The organism is Streptomyces qaidamensis (genome assembly GCF_001611795.1).
Lineage (GTDB): Bacteria > Actinomycetota > Actinomycetes > Streptomycetales > Streptomycetaceae > Streptomyces > Streptomyces qaidamensis.
On record NZ_CP015098.1, the window covers coordinates 7,496,298 to 7,517,802 of the forward strand.

16 protein-coding genes and 2 pseudogenes are annotated in these 21,505 nt (G+C 67.0%); 6 read left to right on the forward strand and 12 right to left on the reverse strand.

Annotated features, from left to right (window positions below; all coding sequences use genetic code 11):
* Positions 1-317: 317 nt before the first annotated feature.
* Positions 318-683, reverse strand: a complete 366-nt coding sequence (locus A4E84_RS32900) for a VOC family protein (RefSeq protein ID WP_062930031.1) — start codon at positions 681-683, stop codon at positions 318-320.
* Positions 684-775: 92 nt separating this feature from the next.
* Here A4E84_RS32900 and A4E84_RS32905 point away from each other — a divergent pair, with 92 nt between their 5' ends.
* Complete coding sequence (locus A4E84_RS32905) at positions 776-1,741, forward strand: helix-turn-helix transcriptional regulator (protein ID WP_062930032.1); 966 nt, start codon at positions 776-778, stop codon at positions 1,739-1,741.
* A gap of 29 nt (positions 1,742-1,770) precedes the next feature.
* Here the strand turns inward: A4E84_RS32905 and A4E84_RS32910 are convergent, their stop codons facing one another.
* Positions 1,771-2,307, reverse strand: a complete 537-nt coding sequence (locus A4E84_RS32910) for a dihydrofolate reductase family protein (RefSeq protein ID WP_062930033.1) — start codon at positions 2,305-2,307, stop codon at positions 1,771-1,773.
* Between the two features lie 46 nt (positions 2,308-2,353).
* Here A4E84_RS32910 and A4E84_RS32915 point away from each other — a divergent pair, with 46 nt between their 5' ends.
* The 3 genes and pseudogenes from A4E84_RS32915 to A4E84_RS45865 form a co-directional block, all read left to right on the forward strand.
* The gene (locus tag A4E84_RS32915; protein WP_062930034.1) at positions 2,354-2,851 is read left to right on the forward strand and encodes a hypothetical protein; all 498 of its coding nucleotides are present in this window, start codon (positions 2,354-2,356) and stop codon (positions 2,849-2,851) included.
* 10 nt (positions 2,852-2,861) lie between these two features.
* Positions 2,862-3,732 (forward strand): annotated as a pseudogene (locus tag A4E84_RS41485) (IS5 family transposase).
* Positions 3,733-3,959: 227 nt separating this feature from the next.
* A pseudogene (locus A4E84_RS45865) lies at positions 3,960-4,349 on the forward strand (transposase); the annotation flags it as partial.
* A gap of 1,061 nt (positions 4,350-5,410) precedes the next feature.
* On the opposite strand, the gene A4E84_RS32930 reads toward A4E84_RS45865, so the two are convergent.
* The 5 genes from A4E84_RS32930 to A4E84_RS32950 all read right to left on the reverse strand — a co-directional run bounded on the left by A4E84_RS32930 (position 5,411) and on the right by A4E84_RS32950 (position 12,085).
* Positions 5,411-6,178, reverse strand: coding sequence for an SDR family NAD(P)-dependent oxidoreductase (locus A4E84_RS32930; protein ID WP_062930037.1), 768 nt, complete (start codon positions 6,176-6,178; stop codon positions 5,411-5,413).
* Positions 6,175-7,644, reverse strand: a complete 1,470-nt coding sequence (locus A4E84_RS32935; protein WP_062930038.1) for an MFS transporter — start codon at positions 7,642-7,644, stop codon at positions 6,175-6,177. Before A4E84_RS32935 ends, A4E84_RS32930 begins: the two co-directional genes overlap by 4 nt.
* Before the next feature lie 23 nt (positions 7,645-7,667).
* A complete protein-coding gene (locus tag A4E84_RS32940) occupies positions 7,668-9,392 on the reverse strand; it encodes an SMP-30/gluconolactonase/LRE family protein (RefSeq protein ID WP_107308412.1) in 1,725 nt (574 codons plus the stop codon).
* The gene (locus tag A4E84_RS32945) at positions 9,389-11,245 is read right to left on the reverse strand and encodes a flavin-containing monooxygenase (RefSeq protein ID WP_062930039.1); all 1,857 of its coding nucleotides are present in this window, start codon (positions 11,243-11,245) and stop codon (positions 9,389-9,391) included. The genes A4E84_RS32940 and A4E84_RS32945 overlap by 4 nt, the downstream gene beginning before the upstream one ends.
* Before the next feature lie 72 nt (positions 11,246-11,317).
* Positions 11,318-12,085 (reverse strand): SDR family NAD(P)-dependent oxidoreductase, encoded by a 768-nt coding sequence (locus A4E84_RS32950; RefSeq protein ID WP_062930040.1) that lies wholly within the window; start codon positions 12,083-12,085, stop codon positions 11,318-11,320.
* 191 nt (positions 12,086-12,276) lie between these two features.
* Here A4E84_RS32950 and A4E84_RS32955 point away from each other — a divergent pair, with 191 nt between their 5' ends.
* Positions 12,277-12,837, forward strand: a complete 561-nt coding sequence (locus tag A4E84_RS32955; protein ID WP_062930041.1) for a TetR/AcrR family transcriptional regulator — start codon at positions 12,277-12,279, stop codon at positions 12,835-12,837.
* 341 nt (positions 12,838-13,178) lie between these two features.
* On the opposite strand, the gene A4E84_RS32960 is transcribed toward A4E84_RS32955, so the two are convergent.
* From A4E84_RS32960 to A4E84_RS32980, 5 genes are all read right to left on the reverse strand, one after another.
* Positions 13,179-14,141, reverse strand: a complete 963-nt coding sequence (locus A4E84_RS32960) for an alpha/beta hydrolase (protein WP_062930042.1) — start codon at positions 14,139-14,141, stop codon at positions 13,179-13,181.
* 149 nt (positions 14,142-14,290) lie between these two features.
* Positions 14,291-15,505, reverse strand: coding sequence for a family 1 glycosylhydrolase (locus A4E84_RS32965; protein ID WP_062931698.1), 1,215 nt, complete (start codon positions 15,503-15,505; stop codon positions 14,291-14,293).
* Positions 15,506-15,531: 26 nt separating this feature from the next.
* Positions 15,532-16,548 carry a Gfo/Idh/MocA family protein gene (locus A4E84_RS32970; protein WP_062930043.1) on the reverse strand — a complete coding sequence of 339 codons (1,017 nt, stop codon included), beginning with the start codon at positions 16,546-16,548 and terminating at the stop codon, positions 15,532-15,534.
* Complete coding sequence (locus tag A4E84_RS32975; RefSeq protein ID WP_062930044.1) at positions 16,541-18,979, reverse strand: glycoside hydrolase family 2 TIM barrel-domain containing protein; 2,439 nt, start codon at positions 18,977-18,979, stop codon at positions 16,541-16,543. The genes A4E84_RS32970 and A4E84_RS32975 overlap by 8 nt, the downstream gene beginning before the upstream one ends.
* A 45-nt stretch (positions 18,980-19,024) precedes the next feature.
* A complete protein-coding gene (locus tag A4E84_RS32980) occupies positions 19,025-20,383 on the reverse strand; it encodes an MFS transporter (RefSeq protein ID WP_079129211.1) in 1,359 nt (452 codons plus the stop codon).
* Positions 20,384-20,503: 120 nt separating this feature from the next.
* Between A4E84_RS32980 and A4E84_RS32985 the strand changes: the two genes are divergently transcribed.
* Positions 20,504-21,490: a LacI family DNA-binding transcriptional regulator gene (locus A4E84_RS32985; RefSeq protein WP_062930046.1), complete on the forward strand. Its 987-nt coding sequence runs from the start codon at positions 20,504-20,506 to the stop codon at positions 21,488-21,490.
* The last annotated feature ends 15 nt before the right edge of the window (positions 21,491-21,505 follow it).

Here is a 21,505-nt window from a genome sequence, read left to right on the forward strand (position 1 = left end):
AGGTTCATCGTCCCAGGTCAGGAAGGCACTTTCGTATTTCCGCGTCAACAGCCGCCGAACTCAAGCGAAACGGCGAGACTAGCCTGCCTGGCAGGGGATCACTCCTGTGCGTCGGGCGGCGGATCGATCGCTGCCCGCAGTTCCTCCTCGGATGCCTCCCGCAGCTCGATCGTGTCCCCCTCCAGATTTCGCAGGGCCGTTCCGCTAGGACGGCGACCGCCTCACGGTCGCCTTCGCGTGGGGCACTCGTCGTCCTCTCCAAGTCAGACGACGGCAGGCGCGACACCTATCGTGCGCGCCTGCCGCATTGCGGCCTTTCAGTCCTGCGGTGCGACGCGGATACGGTTCCCGTCCGGATCGGCTGCGAGGAAGGTCAGCCCGAACCCCGCATCATGAGGCTCGCGCAGGATCGTGACCCCCTTGGACTGCCACTGCTCAAAGGTCGCGTTGAGCTCGTCGGGTCCACCGTCGATGGCCAGGCAAACCTCACTGGTGCGCGGGATGTCCGGTGACAGATGCTCGAACTGGCCAGACCACAGACCGAGGTCAGCGCCTGGCCCGAGGTCGAAGGTGATGTATCCCGGAGTCTCGAACGAGGGGCTCATGCCGAGGAGGTCGCCGTAGAAACGAGCTGCGGTGGGAGCGTCGTTCACGTAGACGATGGACACGACGGATGTGGTCATGGTTGTTCCTTCTCACAGGTGGTAGGTACGCATCCACCAGCCTGAGCGGGATATGCGCCGCATCGTGTCGCAATTCCTGAAAAAGTTGGTGTGTGACCCCAGACCGCTTCTTCGCCCTGATGCTGCTCCTCGAATCGAGGGATGCCGTGACTACACAGGAACTTGCCTCGGCGCTCGGGGTATCCCTTCGAACCATCACCCGGGATCTGAACTGGCTCCGTGACGCCGGTCTGCCGGTGTCCGCACACCGGGGTCGCCTCGGAGGCGTGACCATGCTGCCCGGGTCCGGGCTCGACCTCACGCGGCTCACACCGGGCGAGCGTGATCATCTGTCGCTCACCGGGCTGGATGAGAAGCAACGTGCGGAGCTCAACGTATCGGTTGAAAGCCAGCGCGCGCTCTCCAAGATCGTCGCTACACAGTCACGTCGAGTTCATGAGCTCCTGCCGCTCACCGACGTAGTGCACGTGGACAGCCGTCCCTGGCTCCAGGAACATACGTCCGGCACGACTCCGGCTTCGCTGATCGGCGCAGTGCGGCGAGGTCGCCGACTACGGATCGAGTACGACAGCCGACGCGAATCATGCCCACGCCACCCGGTCGTGGATCCCTACGGGCTGTTCGCCAAGGCCGGCACCTGGTACCTCGTCGCCGACTGTGCCCGCGTGCCACGGATGTACCGACTCGAACGGATCACGACGTGGAAAGAAGTCGACCAGCCACGCCGGATCCGCGAGAACCAGACCCTGGCCACCGTCGCTGCAGCGCTCATTGAGCAGTGGGAACACAACCACGCGATAGAGGTCAGCGCCACCATCGACCAGACGCAGATCGATCGAGCGCAACGGATCTTCGGCCAACGCCTCGTCCGGGGCGACCATGAAGAATCCGCCACCGGCCACAAGGTGACGATCCGCTTCCTGCATCTGGAGGACGTGCGAGCACTACTGCCGTTCGGGAGCGCCATCACTGTGCACGGCCCCACCGAAGCCAGGGATCACCTCCGCGACCTCGCCACCAATCTTGCCCACCACTATGCGCCGTCACCAACGTCCTGACCCGCAACAGCTAGTAGTTGCGAACGTGGCTACTTGCGCACGTGGAAGCGCAGCATGGTGACCCCGCCCGACTGGACGTTGCTGAACGGTTCCAGGTCGATCCGGTCGAGGCCCGGCGGCGCGAAGCGGACGCCGTCGCCGAGCAGCACCGGCAGCACGTACACCAGGATCTCGTCGACGAGGCCGCGCTGTAGGCACTGGGCGGCCACGTCGGCGCCGAGGATCTCCAGGTTCTTGTCGCCGGCGGCGCGGCGTGCCGTGGCCACGGCTTCCTCGATGTCGCAGGTGAGGAAGGTGACGTTGGGGTCCAGCTCGTCGGGCGGGCGGTGGGTGAGGACGAACTGCGCCCCGCCGTCGTAGCCGGGGTTCTCGTCGGACATGCGCTTGCCGACCTCGTACGTGCCCCGGCCGATGAGCATGGCGCCCGTGGCCGCCATGACCTCCGGGAACGTCGTCGACGTCATGTGCTCGAAGATCCAGTCCATCGTGTGGCCGGGACCGGCGATGAACCCATCGAGGGACATCACCCTGTTCACGACCACTTTGCCGGTGCTCGCATCCGTCATGCGTCTTCTCCAAGCAGGCGGAGGGCCGGGATCGCATCATAGGTCGGTGAGCAACATCTTCTCCGGCGGTAACCACGACCTGGACCTGTCCAATGGCGCCACCGCGGTGTTCATCGACGTGCTGATGCTGGCCGTGTCCGATCTCGCCTCCGAGGACTGGGACTTCCGCTTCGCGGCGCTGCTGACCCTGCAGGACCAGAACGTCATGGGGCGCGGTGCCGTCGGGTTCGACCTGGCGGAGTTCGACTGGGGTGCGACGGAGCGGGAACGCGCCCGCGCGAAGGACTTCGTGCTACGTGCCACAGCACTCGCGGCGAGCGGACATCGCTGGAGCGAGCTGGGCTACCACCCGCCCCGCGTGCATGACTGCCTGCACCGCTTCACGACCATGGTGGAGTCCTGCACCCCACCCGCCGACAGCAGCGCCGCACGCGGCTTCCCCGGCCCGGACGAGGCCGCGATGGCCTCCTGCGTGTGCCACCGCGTCGTCAGCGCGCTCCCGCTCTGGGACGGCTGCTTCCTCTGCAATCGGCCGCAGTACTAGGCCATTTCGTTTGGATCAGACGGTCGTTGGTCCGGGTGTGCCGTTGACTGATGCGCAGTGGGCGCGGATCGAGCCGTTGCTCCCGGACCGGACGCCGAAGCGGGGTGGCCGCTGGCGGGATCATCGTGAGGTGATCGACGCGATCGCCTTCAAGTTCCAGACCGGTACTCAGTGGGTGCACCTGCCGGAGAAGTACGGCAACTGGCGGGGCGTCTACAACCGGCTGCGAATGTGGGCCGTCGACGGCACCTGGGAGCGGGTGTTCACCGCGCTGGTCGCTCAGGCAGACGCCGACGAAGACCTCGACTGGGCCGTCTCGGTCGACTCGACCATCGTGCGCGCACACCAGCGCGCGGCCGGAGCCCGCAAAAAGGGGCCCCGGCCGGCGAGCCGGACGATCACGCCATCGGCCGGTCCCGCGGCGGACTGACCACGAAGATCCACCTCGCGGCCGACGGCCGGTGCCGACCACTGGCGTTCGTCCTCACCGCCGGTCAGGCCGGCGACGCACCCGCTTTCACGGACGTCATGTCCCGCCTGCGCGTTCCCCGCCCTTCTGGACGGCCCCGTACCCGGCCGGACCTGGTCCTGGGCGACAAGGCGTACTCCTCCCGCGCGATCCGCGACCACCTGCGCAGACGTGGCATCCGCGCGGTGATTCCGGAACGCGCCGACCAGCAGCCAGCCGGCGGCAGCGCGGACAGGCGGGCGGCAGACCGCCGGCCTTCGACCGCGAGGCATACAAGCAGCGCAACACCGTCGAGCGGTGCATCAACCGCCTGAAGCAGTGGCGCGGCATCGCCACCCGCTACGAGAAGACCGCGACCATCTACCTCGCCGGACTTCACATCGCGGGCATCTTCCTCTGGTCCGCCCGCTGATCCAAACGAAACCGCCTAGCCCGACTCGATTCCACATTAAGCGGAATCTACCGGCGGACTTTCCGCCGTTTCGGCGGGTGCATGCCTTCGCCCGCCGCTGGCAGGTCAGCGTGCTGCTGACCGAACTGCACGACCGGCTGCGCGATGCGGTCCGGGTCAAGGAGGGCCGCAAGATCGATCCGACGGCGGCGATCGTGGACGCCCGGTCGCTGCGGGCGGCGGCAAGCGTGCCGTGCACCACGTCGGGCTGGGACGCTGGGAAGAAGGTGGGCGGCCGTAAGCGGCACCTGGCTGTGGACGCGCTGGGGTTGCTGCTGCTCGTGGTGCTGGTGACGGCGGCGAGCGTGCAGGACCGCAATGCGGACGTGCCGCTGCTGTCCCGGCTTCTTGAGCGCCTTGTGCAGCTCGCTCTCGCCCGCTGTCTCGGACACCTCGCCCCTGACATGCCGGGCGTGGTAGCGGCCGTTCTTCTCGACGATGGTCATGAACCCGGGGCAGACGGTCCCGTATCCATGGGCCCCGAGGCAGTAGAGAAGGTCGGGCTTGTCGAGCGTTCCTCGGGACGCAGGCAATTCCGTCGCCTCAACCGCGGCGGCGACCGGCAGGCCAACGCCGCGCTTCACCGCATCGTGTTCACCCGCCTGCGGGTCGACCCGCGCACTCAGGACTACTACGAGCGGCGGATCAAGGAGGCAAGACGCGGCGCGAAATCGTCCGCTGCCTCAATAGCTACGCGGCCCGGAGGTCTTCCACCTGGTAAAACAGCTACAGCCAGCCCCCCGCTCATAGGGGCTGTCGTGACAGATGAGAGGCTCAGACGGGTGAGCGAGACACCACCGAACACCCTGCAATACCGCTTTGACGGGCCAGAAGAGGCTCCCGTCCTGATCCTGGGTCCCTCACTGGGTACCACATGGCACATGTCGTGGAAACCGTCTTTGGGCGTCCACGCGGTCCGGAACGACACCGTTTGCGCAGGCAGATTCCCCCACTGAGTGGATCTTGCCGCGTGCCGTGCAAGCCCGCTGGTCAGACGTACTGCGGGTGCCTTCGCGTGAGGCGGCGGCGCGTGCAATTCGGCTGACCACGGACAGCGTGGCCGATGGGGGGGGGGGTGGGGCCACTGATTCCGGGGTGTGGGGCGAGCAGGGCTTTAAGGGGGAGGCCGTGACCTGGTAGTTCCGTTACGTGCGGGAGGCCCCGTGGGGGGGGGGGGGGGGGGGATGTGTGCTCGGACGCGGTCCGGATGTCCGTTCCATGAGGATAGTCCCTATGCGTTACGGAATATGAGCTGACGGAAGCTGCCAGTCCGTAGCAGCCGTGTGTCTGGGAAGCGTGAGCGCGAGCAGTGCGACGAGTGCGAGCAGGACTGTGCTGAAGATCAGCGTGTGCTGGAAGGCGGAGAGGTAGGCCTCGGGGTTCTGGGGCGGGGAGGTGAGGTTGAGAGCGATGACAGCGAGCGGAGGAGACCGGTGATTCGGCGGCGGACCATCGTCACCAGCACGTCGTGCTCCAGCCGGAGCTGGTGGTGCGGCGGTCCAGCATGGGCGGACGGCCTTCCCGTCCACCGCGGCAGGCGCCTGCCTGACGGCTCGGCGAGACGCCCGACCGGCCCCTCTCGCCCAGCCGTACTCGTCGCATCCCGGCCAGCCCGAGCTCGGTGACGGTCCCAACGGGTTCAGACCGCGGACCAACCGCCGTCCACGGGCAGCACGACACCGCTGATGTTGCTCGCCGCGTCGGAGGCGAGGAACACGATGGCCGCGGCCTGGGTCTCGGCGGCGGCCGGCTGTCCGACATTGCCCATGTACGACGCCAGGGTCTGCGGGCCGAGGGCCTCGGGGTCCGCGCTGAGCTGGATGCCGGTGATGGTGCCTCCCGGGGCGATTGCGTTCGCGCGGATGCCCGAGGAGCGATACATGACCGCCAGCGACTTGGTCAGGCCGACGATTCCGTGCTTGGCGGCCGTATACGCGGCGCCGGCGGCCGATCCGCGCAGGGACGCCTCCGAGGCGGTGAACATGATGGAGCCGCGCCCGGCCTGCAGCATGTGCGGCAGTGCGGCCCGGGTGAGGAGGAACGGGGCGGTCAGGTTGATGCGTATCAGCCGTTCCCACTCGGCGTCGCTGACGTCGGCGACCGCGGACATGCTGTCCATGATCCCGGCGTTGTTGACGAGGACGTCGATGCTGCCGAACGACTTCAGGGTTGTGTCGACGACCGCGTCGACGACGCTCTGGTCGCTCAGGTCGCCGACGACGGCGACCGCGCTGCCGCCGGCCTGTTCGATCTCCTTGACGACCGCCGCGGCGCCCTCGGCGTTGAGGTCGGCGACGGCCACGTGTGCGCCGCGCGCCGCGAACGCGATCGCCGTCGCCCGGCCGATGCCGGAGCCGGCTCCGGTGACGATCACGGCTCGGTCCGTGAATTCCTTGATGGTGCTCATGAGTTGCTCTCTTTCACATGGGTGGGGATCTGGCTGGTCTCGGCGGAGACGCCTGTGCTGGTCGAGGGCTGTTCGGCGGGCCTGCGGCAGGGAATGGCGAGGGTGATCAGTGCCGCGAGCAGGGCTGCGAGCCCGCCGATGAGCAATCCGGTGCGAAAACCGTCCTCGGACGGGATGCTCATCGGTCCGATCGTGACGGTCATCTGGGACAGGACGAGGCCGACCACGGCCGAAGAGGCGGAGGTGCCGATGGACCGCATGAGGGCGTTGAAGCCGTTGGCCGCCGCCGTCTCCGTCGCCGGGACGGCGCCCATGATGAGTGCGGGCATCGCGCCGTACGCGAAGCCGATGCCACCGGAGATGACGATCACCACGGCCATCAGGGTCGCCACGGAGTCCATCAGGTACAGCGAGGCCAGATAGCCTGCCGCGACGATCAGGCAGCCGGTGAGGAGCGTGACCTTCGGCCCGAACTTCGTGGAGATACGGCCGGCCACGGGTGCCACCGCCATCATCGCGAGTCCGCCCGGTGCCATCACCAAGCCCGCGACCAGCATCGACTTGCCGAGTCCGTGGCCGGTCCGCTCGGGCAGCTGCAGCAGCTGCGGCACGATGAGCGACGAGGCCATCATGGAGAAGCCGACGACGACGGAAGCGGCATTGGTCAGGAGGACTTGCGGTCGGGCCGTGGTGCGCAGGTCGACCATCGGTTCCGTGGTGCGCAGCTCCCACCAGGCCCAGGTAAGCAGGACGATGGTCGCCGTGCCGAAGAGCCCGAGCGTCATGCCACTGCTCCAGCCCCAGTCGGCACCCTTGGACACCGCGAGGAGCAGTGCCGCCAGGCCAGTGCTGAGCCCCAGGGCTCCCACGAAGTCGAACCCGCTTCCGGCCCTCCCCGGTGACGCCGGAACCGGGAGAATGAGGCGGATCAGCACCGCCGCGACCAGGCTGAGCACCGCGCTCACCCAGAACAGCGCGCGCCAACTGCCGTACTGGGCCACCGTCGCCGCCAGCGGGAGGCCGAGCGCGCCGCCGATTCCGAGCGAGGCGCTCATCAGCGCGACGGCGGTGTTGAGCTTCTCCGGCGGCATGATGTCGCGCATCGCGCTGATGCCGAGCGGCACCAGTCCCGCCCCCATGCCCTGCAGCCCGCGCCCGACGAGCATCAGCGGCAGGGAGGTGGCCACGGCGGCCAGGACAGAACCCGAACAGAGGGGGATCGTGCAGGCGATCAGCATACGGCGCTTGCCGTGCTGATCACCCAGGCGGCCGGCGATGGGGGTGGCCACGGCAGCGGTCAGCAGCGTGACCGTGACGACCCAGGACGCGTTGGACGCGGAGGTGCCGAGGATCTCCGGCAGTTCACCGAGGATCGGCACCACCAAGGTCTGCATGGTCGCGGCCACGATGCCGCCGAAGGCCAGCACCGCCACGCCGAGGGTGTGGCTCACTGCGGGCTTGGACATGTCCGGCCCCTTCCGTCCCTCACTCATGCGGTACCGAGCCGTGTGCTTGAACTTCCCTGATCGTCCTGGTCGTCGGACTCGTCACGTACCGGCGTGAAACGCAGTACGGTGCCTTCGCCATGGGCGGCGAGGAGGAGCGAGCCGCAAGGAGTGGCCGCGAGGCCGGCGAACCGGCGGGGTACGCCGGGCATGCCGTCGGGAGTGAACAAGGCGGGTTCTGCACGCGGCACGACGCCCGGAGGCGGCCCGAGCGGAAGGTCCTCGGCATCGACGCGGCTCGCCCCCGTGGTGAGGGAGATCACCCGGATTCGGCGGTGGTCGGTCTCCACGACGAACAGCTCGTCCCCTGAGGCCGCCAGGCCCTGTGGTGCCCCGAGTCCGTCCGCGACGGTGACCGTCTTCCCGTCGTCGATCCGCAGCACCGTCCCGCGCCGGTCGTCGCTGACGTACGCCCGCCCCTCGTCGTCGAAGGTCACGTCCACGGGATGGTCGATGCCTTCGACGAGCGCGGTGATGGTGCCGTCCGGCCCGACGGCCACGATCCGTCCCGCCCCGGTCTCGGCGACCACGAGTGACCCGTCCGGCCCCACCGCTATCCCGCCGGGCTCATCAAGGCCGGTTGCTCGCAGGCGAGTTGTGTTCTGCTCGGGGTCATAGGTGTGGACGTCGCCGTACTGCGAGGTGCAGTGCACCAGGCCGTCGGCGGCGGCCACGCCGTGGACTGCGGGCGGCAGCAGGGTGAGCGAAGTGACGCCCCCGCCCGGATCGCCGGCCCGGACGACGGTGGCCGGCTCACCTTCGTGCGTGGCCGCCGGGGTGGCCAGACGGTAGTGGTCGGCCGCGTACACCGTGCCGCCGGGGGCGACGGTCACGCCGTACGGACCGTCGAGCCCTCGCGGTACGATCTCGCGGGTGCGACCGTCGGGGTGCAACTCCGTGATGCCACCGGCGGCGTAGCTGGAGACGAACATGCGGTTCTCGGCGTCGAAGGCGGCATTGTCCAAGCCCACCAGGCCACTTACGACGAGGGACCGGGATCCGCTGCCGTGCAGATCGATGCGTGTCACGATGCCTTCGACTCCACGCGACAGGACATGCAGGACACCGCCCTGATCGAAGCGGACGGCAACCGGTTCGTGCACGTCATGCGCGACCACCTCCGGCTCCCCGCCGTCCGGTGGGATACGCCAGACCTGGCCGGTGACCATGTGCGGGTAGTACAAGCAACCGTCCGGGCCGCGCTGCATGGCGTTGCCCAAGGCCAGACCGTCGGTCAGCACCACAGGGTCGCCGCCGTCCGGGAACAGCTCCAGGAGGCGGCCGTCGAATTTCATTTCGTTGACGAAGAGCCGGTCCCCGATACAGGTGATGCCGTTCGGTACCTGCACCTGGTCGGAGACCAGCGTGTACGTTCCGTCAGGGCTGCGGCGCCATACGCGGCCGGGGACCAGGTCGGCGATGTACATCGAGCCGTCCGCGCCGAAAGCCAGGTCGTCCGGGGACTGCACCGGGCCGTCCATCGGCACGATCACCTCCAGGTCACCCGTGGCCGGATCGACGGCGCTGACGCGCCCGGCCAGGAACTCGGCGACGTACAGCCGACGGTCCGGGCCGAAGGCGATGCCGTTGGAACCCCACAACCGGTGGGGCGGGTTGAGCCGCTCGGCCCGCCAACGAGCGCTTCTCGGCCGGTGGTTGCCGGGCTCGTCGAACCTGGTGGGCGTCCTTGCCTGTCGGTCGGTGATCACCCTTCGCCCCCCTCTTGATCGGCCGGGGCGAGTACATCGTCCAGGCCGCCGCCCTCGCGCCAGTCCCTGAGCAGTGCGTGGAAGGCGACCGGTCCGTCGGCATAGGTCTCGTTGCGCTCGCGTGGCTTGCCCTCGTTGTTGTAGTAGCCAGGGGTGCACTCGGCCTGGAACTTGTGCAGGTCGGGCGCGTTCTTCCGGAGGCCGGCCACCCAGTCGTCCTGAGCCTGAGGGTTCGGCTCGACGTAGCGGGCCTTGCGCTCGCGGGCTGCGGCCACGACCTCGGCGACGTGAGTGGCCTGTTCGTCGAGTACGTGGACGAAGTTGACGGAGCTCGCGTTCTGCAGCGGGCCGAGCTGGAAGAGGTTCGGGAAACCGTGACTGTAGAAGCCGTGAAGGGTCTTGGGCCCTTCGTGCCATGCCTCGAAGAGGTGTACGCCTCCCCGTCCGTAGACCGGGAGCCGGCCGGACAGAATCCCCGAGATGCCGACCTCGAAACCGGTCGCGAAGACGATGCAGTCGACCTCGTACTCCGTGCCGCCGACCACGACCGCGTCCTCGGTGATCCGCTCCACGCCATGGGTATCGGCCGTGTCGACGAGTGTGACGTTGTCCCGGTTGAAGCTCTGCAGGTAGGTGTCGCTGAACGTGGGCCGCTTGCACATGTACCGGTACCAGGGCTTGAGCTTCTCGGCCGTCACCGGGTCCGCGACGACCGCGTCCACGCGGGCGCGCAGCTCGTTCATCTTCTGGAAGTCGGTGATCTCGTAGACGCGTTCGCGCACCTTGGCCGGGATCTCCGCGTACACGTTGGTGGGGATGAGCTTCTCGTGCAGTCGCGCAGAGCTGGTCCAGGCGTCGTTCACCAGGTCCTCGTCGACCTCGTCGACCGGGATGCCGGTGAGGACCTTGAGGAAGTTGTCCATGCGGCGCCGCTGCCAGCCGGGGGTGAGGCGCTCGGCCCACTCCGGGTCGGTGGGCCGGTTGTCGCGTACGTCGACGGTGGAGGGCGTGCGCTGGAAGACGTAGAGGTGCTGGGCGTCGGCCGCGAGGTGCGGTACGACCTGGATGGCCGTGGCGCCGGTGCCGACGACGGCGACGCGCTTGTCGGCGAGCCTGTGGAGATTTCCGTTCGCGTCGCCGCCCGTGTACGCGTAGTCCCAGCGGCTGGTGTGGAACGTATGCCCGCGGAAGGACTCGATCCCAGGGATCCTCGGGAGCTTCGCCTGGCTGAGTACTCCGGTGGCCACCACCACGAATCGGGCCCGCATCGCGTCGCCGCGGTCGGTGCTGACGAGCCATTCCGACTCGGCGTCGTCCCAGCGCAGTTCGGTCGCCTGTGTCTGGAAGCACGCGTCGCTGTGCAGCTTGAAGTGTTCCCCGATGGCCTGCGCGTGCCGGCGGATCTCCTCGCCCGGCGCGTACCGCCACTTCGGTATGTAGCCGACCTCCTCTAGGAGCGGCATGTAGACGTAGGACTCGATGTCGCAGTGGATGCCGGGATAGCGGTTCCAGTACCAGGTACCGCCGAAGTCCCCGCCCTTCTCGATCACCCGGATCGACTCGACGCCCACCTGCCGCAGGCGCGCGGCCGCGAGCAGACCGCCGAATCCGCCGCCGATGACGACCGCCTCGACGCGGTCGTGCAAGGGCTCCCGGGTGAACTCCTGGTCCGTGTAGGGGTCCTGTGCGTAGTAGCCGAACCTTCCGCCGACGCCGTGGTATTGGGAAGTCCCGTCGGGGCGCAGCCGTCGGTCGCGCTCGGCCCGGTACTTCTCGCGCAGGGCCTCGATGTCGAAGTCGGGTTCCGGCAGTCCGGGCGTCGTGAGGGTCGTCGAGGTGTGGGGGGCAGACATGAGGGAGGGCTCGGTCCTTTCTCGATTCTGGATTTCGCCGGTGCGACGGCCGCCATGCGGTCCTGGGGTCGGTCAGGGGCGCATCGTGCTGCCTCCGCCGACCGAGAGCATCTGGCCGTTGATCCACGCGGATCGGTCGGACAGGAGAAACGCCACCATGGAGCCGATGTCCTCGGGCTTTCCCTGGCGCGGTGAGGGGGTGGCTCGGAGGGCGAGGTCTTGGTACTCGCTCGGCAGGTTCAGCTTGGTCTGCTCGGTCAGGGCGCGCCCGGGCGCGACGCCGTTGGCCCTGATCCCGTGCTTGCCGTATTTGCCGGCGACGTGTCGGGTGAGCGCGGTGAGTCCGGCCTTCGTCACCGAGTGGGCGACCTTGTCCGGCATTCCGGCATAGGCGGCCGCCGAGAGGATGTTCACCACGGAGCCACCACCGCCGGTGATCATGTGAGGCAACGCGCGCTCAAGCGTGAGCAGGTAGCTGGTCAGGTTGACGTCGATGGACCGCTGCCAGGCGCCCAGGTCGATGTCGACCGCGTGCGTGTCCTTGGCCACCTCGTCCGGATGGATGTTGGCGGCGACGTTGAACAGGCCGTCGATGCGGCCGTACTCGCGCACGGCCAGCTCCATGTGTTTCCTGACCTGTTCCTGGTCCGCTATGTCGACGGTCACCGCCAGACCTTCACCGCCGGCGGACTTCGCGGCCTGGACCACCGCCCCGGCCGAGTCCGCGTCGATGTCGCCGACGATCACCTTGGCGCCGCCGGCGCCGAGGATCTCCGCGGTCGCCTGGGCGATCCCTCCGCCACCGGCGAAGACCACGACTTTGCCTTCGAGTCCGTCCATGTCGGCTCCCTTCCGGATGCTGCCGTACTGCCGTGGCGTGGATGCGGGGGGATCAGGGCGCGGGGCGCGCCTGGTCACAGGCGGATCCGCCTGTGACATGGAAACCGTACATCGATGTACGTTTCCTGAACAGCCCCGCTCAGCGGTGCCCTGCGATCATCCTCCGGCGCGGCCGCGGATATTCTTCCGCCATGTCGAAGGAAGCCGGCCGGCCCTTGCGGCGCGATGCCGCGCGCAATCGGGAACAGCTGCTCGCGGCCGCACGCCGGATGTTCGCGGAGCAGGGCGCCGACGTGCCCCTGGAGGAGGTGGCGCGTGCCGCGGAGGTGAGCCGGACGACGCTGTACCGGAACTTCGCAACCCGCGAAGAACTCGCGGCGACCGTCTTCGAGGACAGCGTGGTCCAGATCGAGGATCGTGCCGCCGCACTGCGGGGCAAGGCGCAGGGCGCCGCGGAACTGTTCGACTTCGTCCTGGACATGCACGCGCGCAACCGTGGCATCGTCCACGTGCTCGCGGGGGCGGATGTCGCCTGGTTCACCCACCTCGCCACCCGCACCACGGAAGCCTTCGAACCACTGCTGGCACGGGGCCGGGAGTGCGGCACGGTCCACCCGGACGTGGAAGCGGATGACGTGCTGACGGCGCTCAAAATGGCCGAGGCCGCGGCATCCCTGTCCGACTCCCCCGCAAGCGAGCATCTGAGCCGCCGTGTGCGCGTCATGCTGCACCGCACCCTGTTCACCGGCTGACGGTGAACGTCTGCGGCCCTGGTGTCCTGAGTCCCTATTTCGCAGTAGAAGTGGGCTGTGCTCATGGCGCGTTTGGGTCGGCCGACGGTCGGGCTGGTCCTGACGGGCGAGGAACGGGAGACGTTGCTGCGGTGATCGCGGCGGGCGACGTCGTCGCAACCAAGCTCGGCAAGGAGGTGCCCGAGCACCTCGATGTCCACCTGATCTGCGACAACTACACCACCCACAAGGGCCGTGTCCCTCCACATGGTGTAGCAGCGAGTCATCGCTCGCACCGCCCCGATCGACATCAGAAGAATCGGCGCCGAGAGAGCCGTCCGGTTAGCGCGTTCAGAGGAGGACTAGGCACTCGTCCAGACGTCTTCGAGGAAGCCGCGTACCTGTTCGATCTGCTCTCGATCTTCGGGGGCCTGCCCCATGAACATGCCGTGCAGTGCGCCCTCCCAGACGTGGAGCTCCGCGCGGACGCCGGCGCGGAGAAGCTTGCGGTGGAGTCGCACCGTGTCCGAGAGAAGGAAGTCTCTTGTCCCGGCAGTCAGGATGGTTGGAGGGAAGTCCTCCGTGAAGGTTCCGAACAATGGCGAGATGTACGGCTCGGTCAGTTCATGCCCGTTTCGGTACAGCTCGAGCGTGTTGTCGAACGGGCCTGGGAGCGCGAAGCTGTTCGTGGTCTGCGTGTCACCGGCCATGGTGAAGTCCACGCACGGAGAGATGAGTACTGCTGCGGCGGGGAGGGGCAGGCCTTCATCTCGCGCCCGCAGGAGCAGCGCTGCCGTGAGATTGGCGCCCGCGGACTGGCCGCCGATTGCGATGTTCTGTGGCTTGTGCGTTCGCAGGAGATGGCGATAGACGGCAATGCAGTCGTCGAGGCCGGCCGGATAGGGGTCCTGGGGAAGCTGCCGGTAGTCCATCCCCCAGGTGCGTACGCCGAGATTTGCGGCGATGAGCTGCGTTGAACGACGGGCGGTGGCGCCGCCACCCCAGGTGAACGAGCCACCGTGAACGTAGAGAAGCACTCGTTCGTCGTCGTCGCCGAGACCCTCTGGCTGAGCGATATAGAACTTTGCCCCGTCGACTTCCGCGGGCTCGACCGTCGCGATGACATCCGTCGCGACCGCTCCGGTCGTAGCCAGAGCCAGCGCTTCCACCGTCGCCGGGTCCTCGGAAGCTGCCGCCTCCGCGAGAGCGCGCCAACCCTCTACATCGTCAGGCGTGGGGTCGGGCTGCTGAGGAAGTTGTCCCACCATCGCCAGGATGCTCTGCGCCTCTGGGCTGATGGTGGTGGGAATCGGGAAGTCCTTCATGTTCGGTCTCTTTCTTTAGGCGAGTGGGGACGTGAGTCGATCAGGTGTGGCGCCGTCTCGTAGTACTTGGGTACGACCGGTTCCGGGCGAGGGCGCCCGCTCCACCGTCCAGGTCAGGTGCCGAGGAGCGGAGCGGGCGTCTTCTCCCGCTATCCCTCGCTGGGCGTGGTGGTGCGCGTACGAGCGATCTCACCCAGGCGGGCGAGGCTGGGCTTGGGGGTGCGTTCGAAGGTGGTTCGATCGACGGCGATGAGACCGAAGGTCGGCTCCCAGTGCCCCCACTCGAAGTTGTCCAGGGCGCTCCAGTGCAGATAGCCGCGGATGTCGATACCGTCGTCGGCTGCGGCGAACAGGTGCTTCAGCGCTTCTTCGATGTAGGCGACGCGGCGGCTGTCGTCGGCAGTGGCGATGCCGTTCTCGGTCACCAGGATGGGGACGCCGCCGGTCACCTCCCATGCGTGGCGGATGGCGATGCCGAGCGAGTCGGGACGGTACGGGGAGCCGACGAGGGTGTTGTCCTCGTGCGGCGGATGCGGGATGAGCCCGTCCGCGCCGACCGCCTGGGTGGTGTACGCCTGGACGCCGATGAAGTCGTCACCGCGGGCTGCTTCCATGAAGACGTCCTCGCGGGCGTACCGCTCCTCCAGGAACCGCGCTTCGTTCTCTGGTGCGTCGGCATACATCGCCAGGTTCGCGACGGTCCAGCCCACCTTCGCGGAGGTGTTCTGTCGGACGATCTCCCGTGCGGCATGGTGCGCCTTGATGAGCACCTCGACCGCTTCGGGCAACGGCCGCGGAAGCACGAAGCCGTTCTCCGGTTGGATCGTGGGGGTCTCGAACTCGGGCACGACGGAGCCGGTGATGCCGCTTGCCATGAGCATCATGAACGCGTACATGTTCGGCTCATTGATCGTCGCGACCCACTGGACGTCGTGCAGGATCTCGCAGACCCGGGTGACGTAGGCGGACAAGCGGGCGATCGCCGTCTCCCCGAACCATCCGCCCTCCTCAATGAACCACCGGGGGCTGGAGAAGTGGTGAAGAGTGACGACGGGAGTGAGGCCGAGGTCGTGTGCGGTGTCGATCATCCGGCGGTAGTGCTGCAGTACAGCGATGGAGAATTCACCGGGCAGAGGTTCGACGCGCGCCCATTCGATGCCGAACCGGTAGGACGTCAATCCGGCCTCGGCCAGCAGGCGCATGTCCTCCGCGTACCGGTGGTAGCTGTCGACCGCGTCACCGCTCAGCGAGAAGTTCGGCATCTGCTGCTCGTAGACCCACCAGTCAGAGTTGACGTTGTTCCCTTCGATCTGGTGGGGCGAGGAGGATGCACCCCAGAGGAAGTCGTTGTGCGATCGGGGCATGAGGGAGAAGCCCTTCATCCGTAGCGTCATCGGTTCTGAGTGATCTGCGTCGCGGTGCTCTGTAGGAGAGCGAGCACCGCCGTGGTGTCGTTCCAGGTGTGGAGAGAGTGCTCTCGCGCCCCGTCGAGGATCGCCTGCTGCACTGCTCGCAGCATGGGGGTGTATCCGTTGCCCTGCTTCTCGAATTGCGAGGTCTGAGACGTGAGGAACGTTTTCGGGTCCGCCAGGTGGGTGGTGAACTCCGTGGCCACCCAGAACGGGAAGGGGATCTCGACCCACCCGTCGGTGCCGTTCACAGCGGCGGTCGGCTCGACGAATTCACTCATGGAGCTGGCGAGTTGCGCGTAGCGGCCGTCGCCGAACTCCAGCGTCATGTGCTGCGCGATATCCACCCCTGCCTCGCGCACGCCCCGCGCCGTAATCTCCGTGGGGGCGCCGAGCATGTCGCAGGCGAGGGTGAGCGGATAGATGCCCTGGTCGAACAACGCGCTGCCGCCGAGGTCCGCGTTCCAGCGGCTCGAGTCGTCACGCGGGAACGGGAGTCCGAAACTCGCCCGCACACTGCGCACCGCCCCGATCCCGCCGGACTGAACAAAGTCGATCAGAGCGCGGTAGGCCGGGTTGAATTTCATCCACATCGCTTCCATGAGGAACGCGTGGGTGGCCTGAGCGAGTTGGCGGAGATCCTCAGCCTCGGCCACGTCCATGGTCGCCGGCTTCTCGATGAGAACGTGCTTGCCTGCCATCAGGGCCCGCCGTGCGATCTCGTGATGGGTGGCGTGCGGCGTCGCGATGTACACGACATCGACCTCGCCGAGCCTCAGCACCTCACTGAGGGATCCCGCATGGGCGGCGCCGTGAAGCCGCGCGAACTCTCCCGCTCGACGGGCGTTACGCGATGCCACGGCGACCAGTTCCGCACCTATGAGGCCCGTCACGTCTTGGGCGATGTGGTGGGAGATCGCGCCGGTGCCGATGATGGCCCAGCGCAACGTAGACTCCCGGTCAGCGACCGCGATCTCCTCGACCACGCGGTCAGTCATCGGAATCCTGGACGACCTGCACCGTTACGCCTCCCTGGAGAGTGCCGGCGGTCGCTGCGATTTCGATGGTCCCGGCGTGGAGGGGGCGCACGATGGCGAGCACGCGCCCGTCGAGTGTCTGGCAGACATCCCCTGTGAGTGGATGTTCCGGGTTGGGTCGGCCGCTCACCACGCCGACCAGCTCACCGGCGCCGGAGACTGTGAGCTGGATGTCCTTCTCGTCGTCGGTGACCCGGATGCCGCTGGCGTCGAGGATCTCGATCTCGATGAACACCGCGTCACCGGGCCCGTCGGCGATGGTCATCGCTGAAGGGGTGAGGTGCAGGATGGCCTCGCCTGCGGCCGAGCGGATCTGTGAGCGCGACACCTCTTCGCCGTGCGAGTAGCAGACGGCCTCGAGAACGCCGGGCTCGTAGGTCACATCGAACTCGGCGATGAAGGGTTTCGCGACTCCCGTGCGCGCGCGTCCGAGAGACTCCCCGTTGCACAGGAGCTCCACCTCGTATGCGGTGGAGTAGACGTCGACGCGGATCGGGGATCCTGGGTCCACGGACCAGGTCCAGCTCTCCTGGGTGTCCGGCCAGGACCATCCGCCGGTCATGGCTGCGCGGCCGTGATTCTGTGGGCGGTGGACGCCGATGAAGGGCCGTTCCCGAAGCCCGAACACGGTTTCGCGGTAGTAGGAGATCGCGCGGCGGCGTCCGCTCATGTCGATGTCGCCCACCCATGCCGAGATCCACGGGTACGGCGCTTCGAAGGCCATGTCGTTGTCGTCGAGGTAGCGGGTGCGTCCCACTCCGACTTCGCCGAGATAGTCCCATCCAGCCCAGGTGAAGTCCCCTATCACGTTCGGGTTGTCCAGCACGAGGCGCCACAGGACATCGATGTGGCCCGGGAAAGTCTCGGTGCCGACGAGGATGCGGTTCGGAGCGGCGGTGCGGTCGAGCTCGTAGCGGCTGTCTCCGTAGTTGATGCCCGCCACATCCAGTGCCGCGAGGGGTTCTTCGAGCTTCTCTGAGACGATGTCGGAGGCGCTGATCTGGTTCATCATGTCGCCGGCGCTTCCCATGGCGTCATTGACGCCACCGGCGGCTCCGGCGTCGGTGGCCTGCTGCATCATCTGCATGACGTCTTTCAGCGCGGCGACGAACCCGTTGACTCCGTTGGTGACGGGGCGGGTGGGGTCGATCTGGCGCACCTTCGCGGCGAGGCGCTGGTTCCACTCGGCACCGGGTGCCGTCCCGATCTCGGGGATTTCGTTGCCGATGGAGTAGAAGATGACGCTGGGGTGGTTGCGGTCTTTGAGGACCATGGATTCGACGTCTCGCTCCCACCATTCCGGGAAATCGAGCGAGTAGTCGAACGAGGACTTGCTCTCGGTCCACACGTCGAACGTTTCGTCCATGACGAGGACGCCGAGCCGGTCGCACGCTTCCAGCATCGGGATGCTGATCGGATTGTGGGCGCTGCGGATCGCATTGAAGCCGGCTTCTTTGAGAATGCGCACTCGGCGCTCTTCCGCGGCGGCGAGGGCGACTCCGCCGAGAGCACCATTGTCGTGATGGACACAGGCGCCTCGAATCTTGATCGGGGTGCCGTTGAGGCGCAGACCGCGCTGAGGATCCAGCTGGATCGTCCTGAGCCCCAAGGGGACCTCGGATCGGTCGAGCGTCGTGTCGCCCTCGCGGACGTGCACGTCAACCGAATAGAGGTAAGGGTCATCGGTCGACCACCGACGCGGGGCCGGAAGGTACAGCTGTGTCGATACCGTGCCGGCCTGCCCGCCGCTGACCGTGGCGGGTGTCGTCGCGTTGGCGACCGCGTGGCCGTCGGCGTCGCGGATGGTCACATCCACTCGTGCGGTAGTGCGATGGCGTCGACCGTTGAGGAGGGTGATATCGACCTTCACGGTCGCCATTTCCTCATCGATGTCCTCCAGTCGCGCTTGCACGCCGTAAGAGGAGATTCGGTACGGGTCCGTCACGTGTAGGAGCACGTCCCGCGTGATGCCGACGCCTGTGTACCAGCGGGAGTCGTCTTGGGCGCGTACTTCAACGCGCAGAGTGTTCTCCTCTCCGAAACGCAGGTGGTCGTCCAGATTGACCTCGAAGATCGAGTACCCGTAGGGGCGTTGACCCACGTACTCGTCGTTGAGGTAGACCACCGCGTCACGGTAGGCGCCTTGGAACTCGACGCGGACGTTGCGATCTCGCCACGCGTCGGGCGCGAGGAATGTCTTGGTGTACTCGAAGTTCGCCGCAGACGGGAAGTACGCGCCTTTGCCCGAGCCTGCCGGGTCGCGCTCGGCCGAGATCAGTGCGTCATGCGGCAGCCTGACCAACTTTCCCGAGTCAGCGGATTGTCCGATCTGAGCGAAGATGCTCGTCTTCGGCTTGACCGTCCAGTCGTCGTTGAACAGCGTTGCGGGCATAGGTGTTCCTCCATTCCGCGGCGAACTCGCGGAGTCGTCTTCGGGTCAGATCTTCGGGACAGGGATGCCGACGGTGGTGGGCCGTCCGGGTCGAACCCCGAGGATCAGCAGTCCACCGACCACGGCGAACGCTGCGGCAACGATGTACACGCCGGTGTAGTCCCCGCCGAGAAGGGACAGAATCGCCGCGGCGAGGAACGGGCCCACGCCCTGTGCCAGCTGGTTGGCGAGGTTGAAGATTCCGAGGAAGCGTCCGTTCTGTCCCTGGTCGCTGGGCAGGGTGTCCAGTCCGATGGCCTGATCGATGGCTCCGAAGATGCCCACACCGAATACCGCGACCAGCGACCCGATGTAGAACTGCGTGATGGAGGTGAGTGTCGCCGTGACGACCAGTCCGCCCGCGAGGAGGAGGCCTGCGATGACGATGAACGGCTTGCGACGCCGGATGCGGTCCGAGATCGCACCGCTGAGGATCGATCCGGTGATCGCGACGCCGATGCCGAGCAGTCCGCCCGTCGCAACGAGGCCCGCGAGCGCGCCCGGCTCGAGCGCGAGGCGATCACCGAGCAGATACACGGTGTAGAGGGACATGATCGACAGGGCGAGGAAGATGAAGAACCGGCTGATCCACACCCACGCGAAGTCCGGGTGGCGGCGAGGGTTGAAGTAGAACCCCTGTGCGAGCTGACGGAAGTTGATCTTCGAGCTGTCTGCCGGTGCAGGATCGTCCTTCATCACGACGATGAACGCGAGGCCGAGGATGAAGGCGATCGCGGAGGGCGCTGCGAACATGGCCAGTGGCATGGCGCTGAATGCCCCTGCGATGGCGACACCGACCACCGGGGCGATCTGCGTCACGGCTCCCGTGAAACCCGCGACCTTGCCGCGCTGCTGCTCGGGCAGCTTGTCACCGAGGTGCGTGACGAACATGCCGCCCGCTGCCGTATAGCCGATGAAGGCGAGTGTCCACGCGGCGATCAGCAGGCCGATGTTCTCCGACAACCCGACGAGGACCGAGCCGAGGAGGCCCATGAGCATTCCCGCCAGCATCCACGTCCGGCGCCGCCCGAAACGAAGCCGGGTCTTGTCACTGAGGACGCCGACCAAGGGCCCGGTGACGAGCACGATCAGCGAGGGCACACCGACCGCGATCGCAATCGCCGTGTCCTTGATGTCGGGTGCGATCTGTTCGATTCGGATCGCCAGCGAGAACGCCGTCGGCGCGATCCACGCCACGTACAGGGCGCAGTAACTCAGGATCAGAACCGACAGGTAACCCTTGCGGAGCTTCACCGTGGGCACAGCAGCCGTATCACTCAGCTGCTCCGCAGCGATCGCGGCAGCTGCCGGGAGCCCCACCGGGGGCTGACCGGCGCTTGCCGGATTGTTGGCATCGTTAGTCATGCTTCAACCCCATTGTTGTCTGGTCGTTCAAGCGGGTGAGATCGGGTCACACGCGTATGCACACGTGATAAGTCATCATGCACACGTGATAACTCTGGCGCAACGTGTCATGATGGGGGCATGACGAGCATCGCCGGTCGACCCGCCACAGCCGCGGATGTGGCTGCCGTCGCGGGAGTCTCCCGCGCCACCGTCAGCCACATCCTGGGCGGGCGGGCCAGCAGCTTCAGCGAAAGCACACGAGAGAAAGTGACCGCTGCTGCTCGCCAGCTCGACTACCGCCCCTCCCCGGCCGGCCGCAACCTGGTCACAGGCCGTGGCGACACCATCGTCGCGCTGGCGCCAAACTCAACGATCGGTCAGAACCAGCAAGACGCCCTCGACCGCCTCATCGCAGACGCCGGCTCTCTCTCTGGCAACGTGGTCCTCCGCTTCGCGGACGAGGATCCCGACACGACGGTGTCGTCCCTGCTGCGGCTACGGCCACTCGCTGTCGTCGACCTGGGCGCGCTCCCCCAGGAGGCGCGAGACAGACTCGCCCAACAGGGTGTGCCAACCGTGCCGCGGATTGATCAGAACTCGCAAACCGTGCACCTCGATCTTGATATCGCCGAGATGCAGGTCTCTGAACTGCAGCGGCGCGGTCGGCGACCAATCGTGTACGCCGGACTCCTCGACCAACGCCCGGACCCTTTCAGCGATCGACGGTTCGAGATGTTTCAGGACATCTCTCGCGCCCTCGGACTCAGCGAGCCCATTCGAGTCGATATCCCTGTCGACGCGGATGGCGCGTTCCACGCCCTCGCACCCATGCTCCCCGACTCGCCGGTCGGAGTCGCCGCGTACAACGACACCGTCGCGCTCGCTGTCGCCTCCGTCGCCCGACGCCTCACGCTCGCGATTCCCGACGATGTCGCGATCATTGGAGTCGACAACACCCCCGCCATGCAGCTGGTGTCGCCTCGCATCACCAGCATCGACGTCAACATGGACGCCTATATCGACCAGGCCGTCGCGGAGTTGGTCGGATACCTCAAGCTGGACATTCTGCTTCCACCTCGTTCTCGACAGCGACCTCTCGAGCTCATTCGCGGCGATTCCTCCTGAGCCCTCACGGTCCTG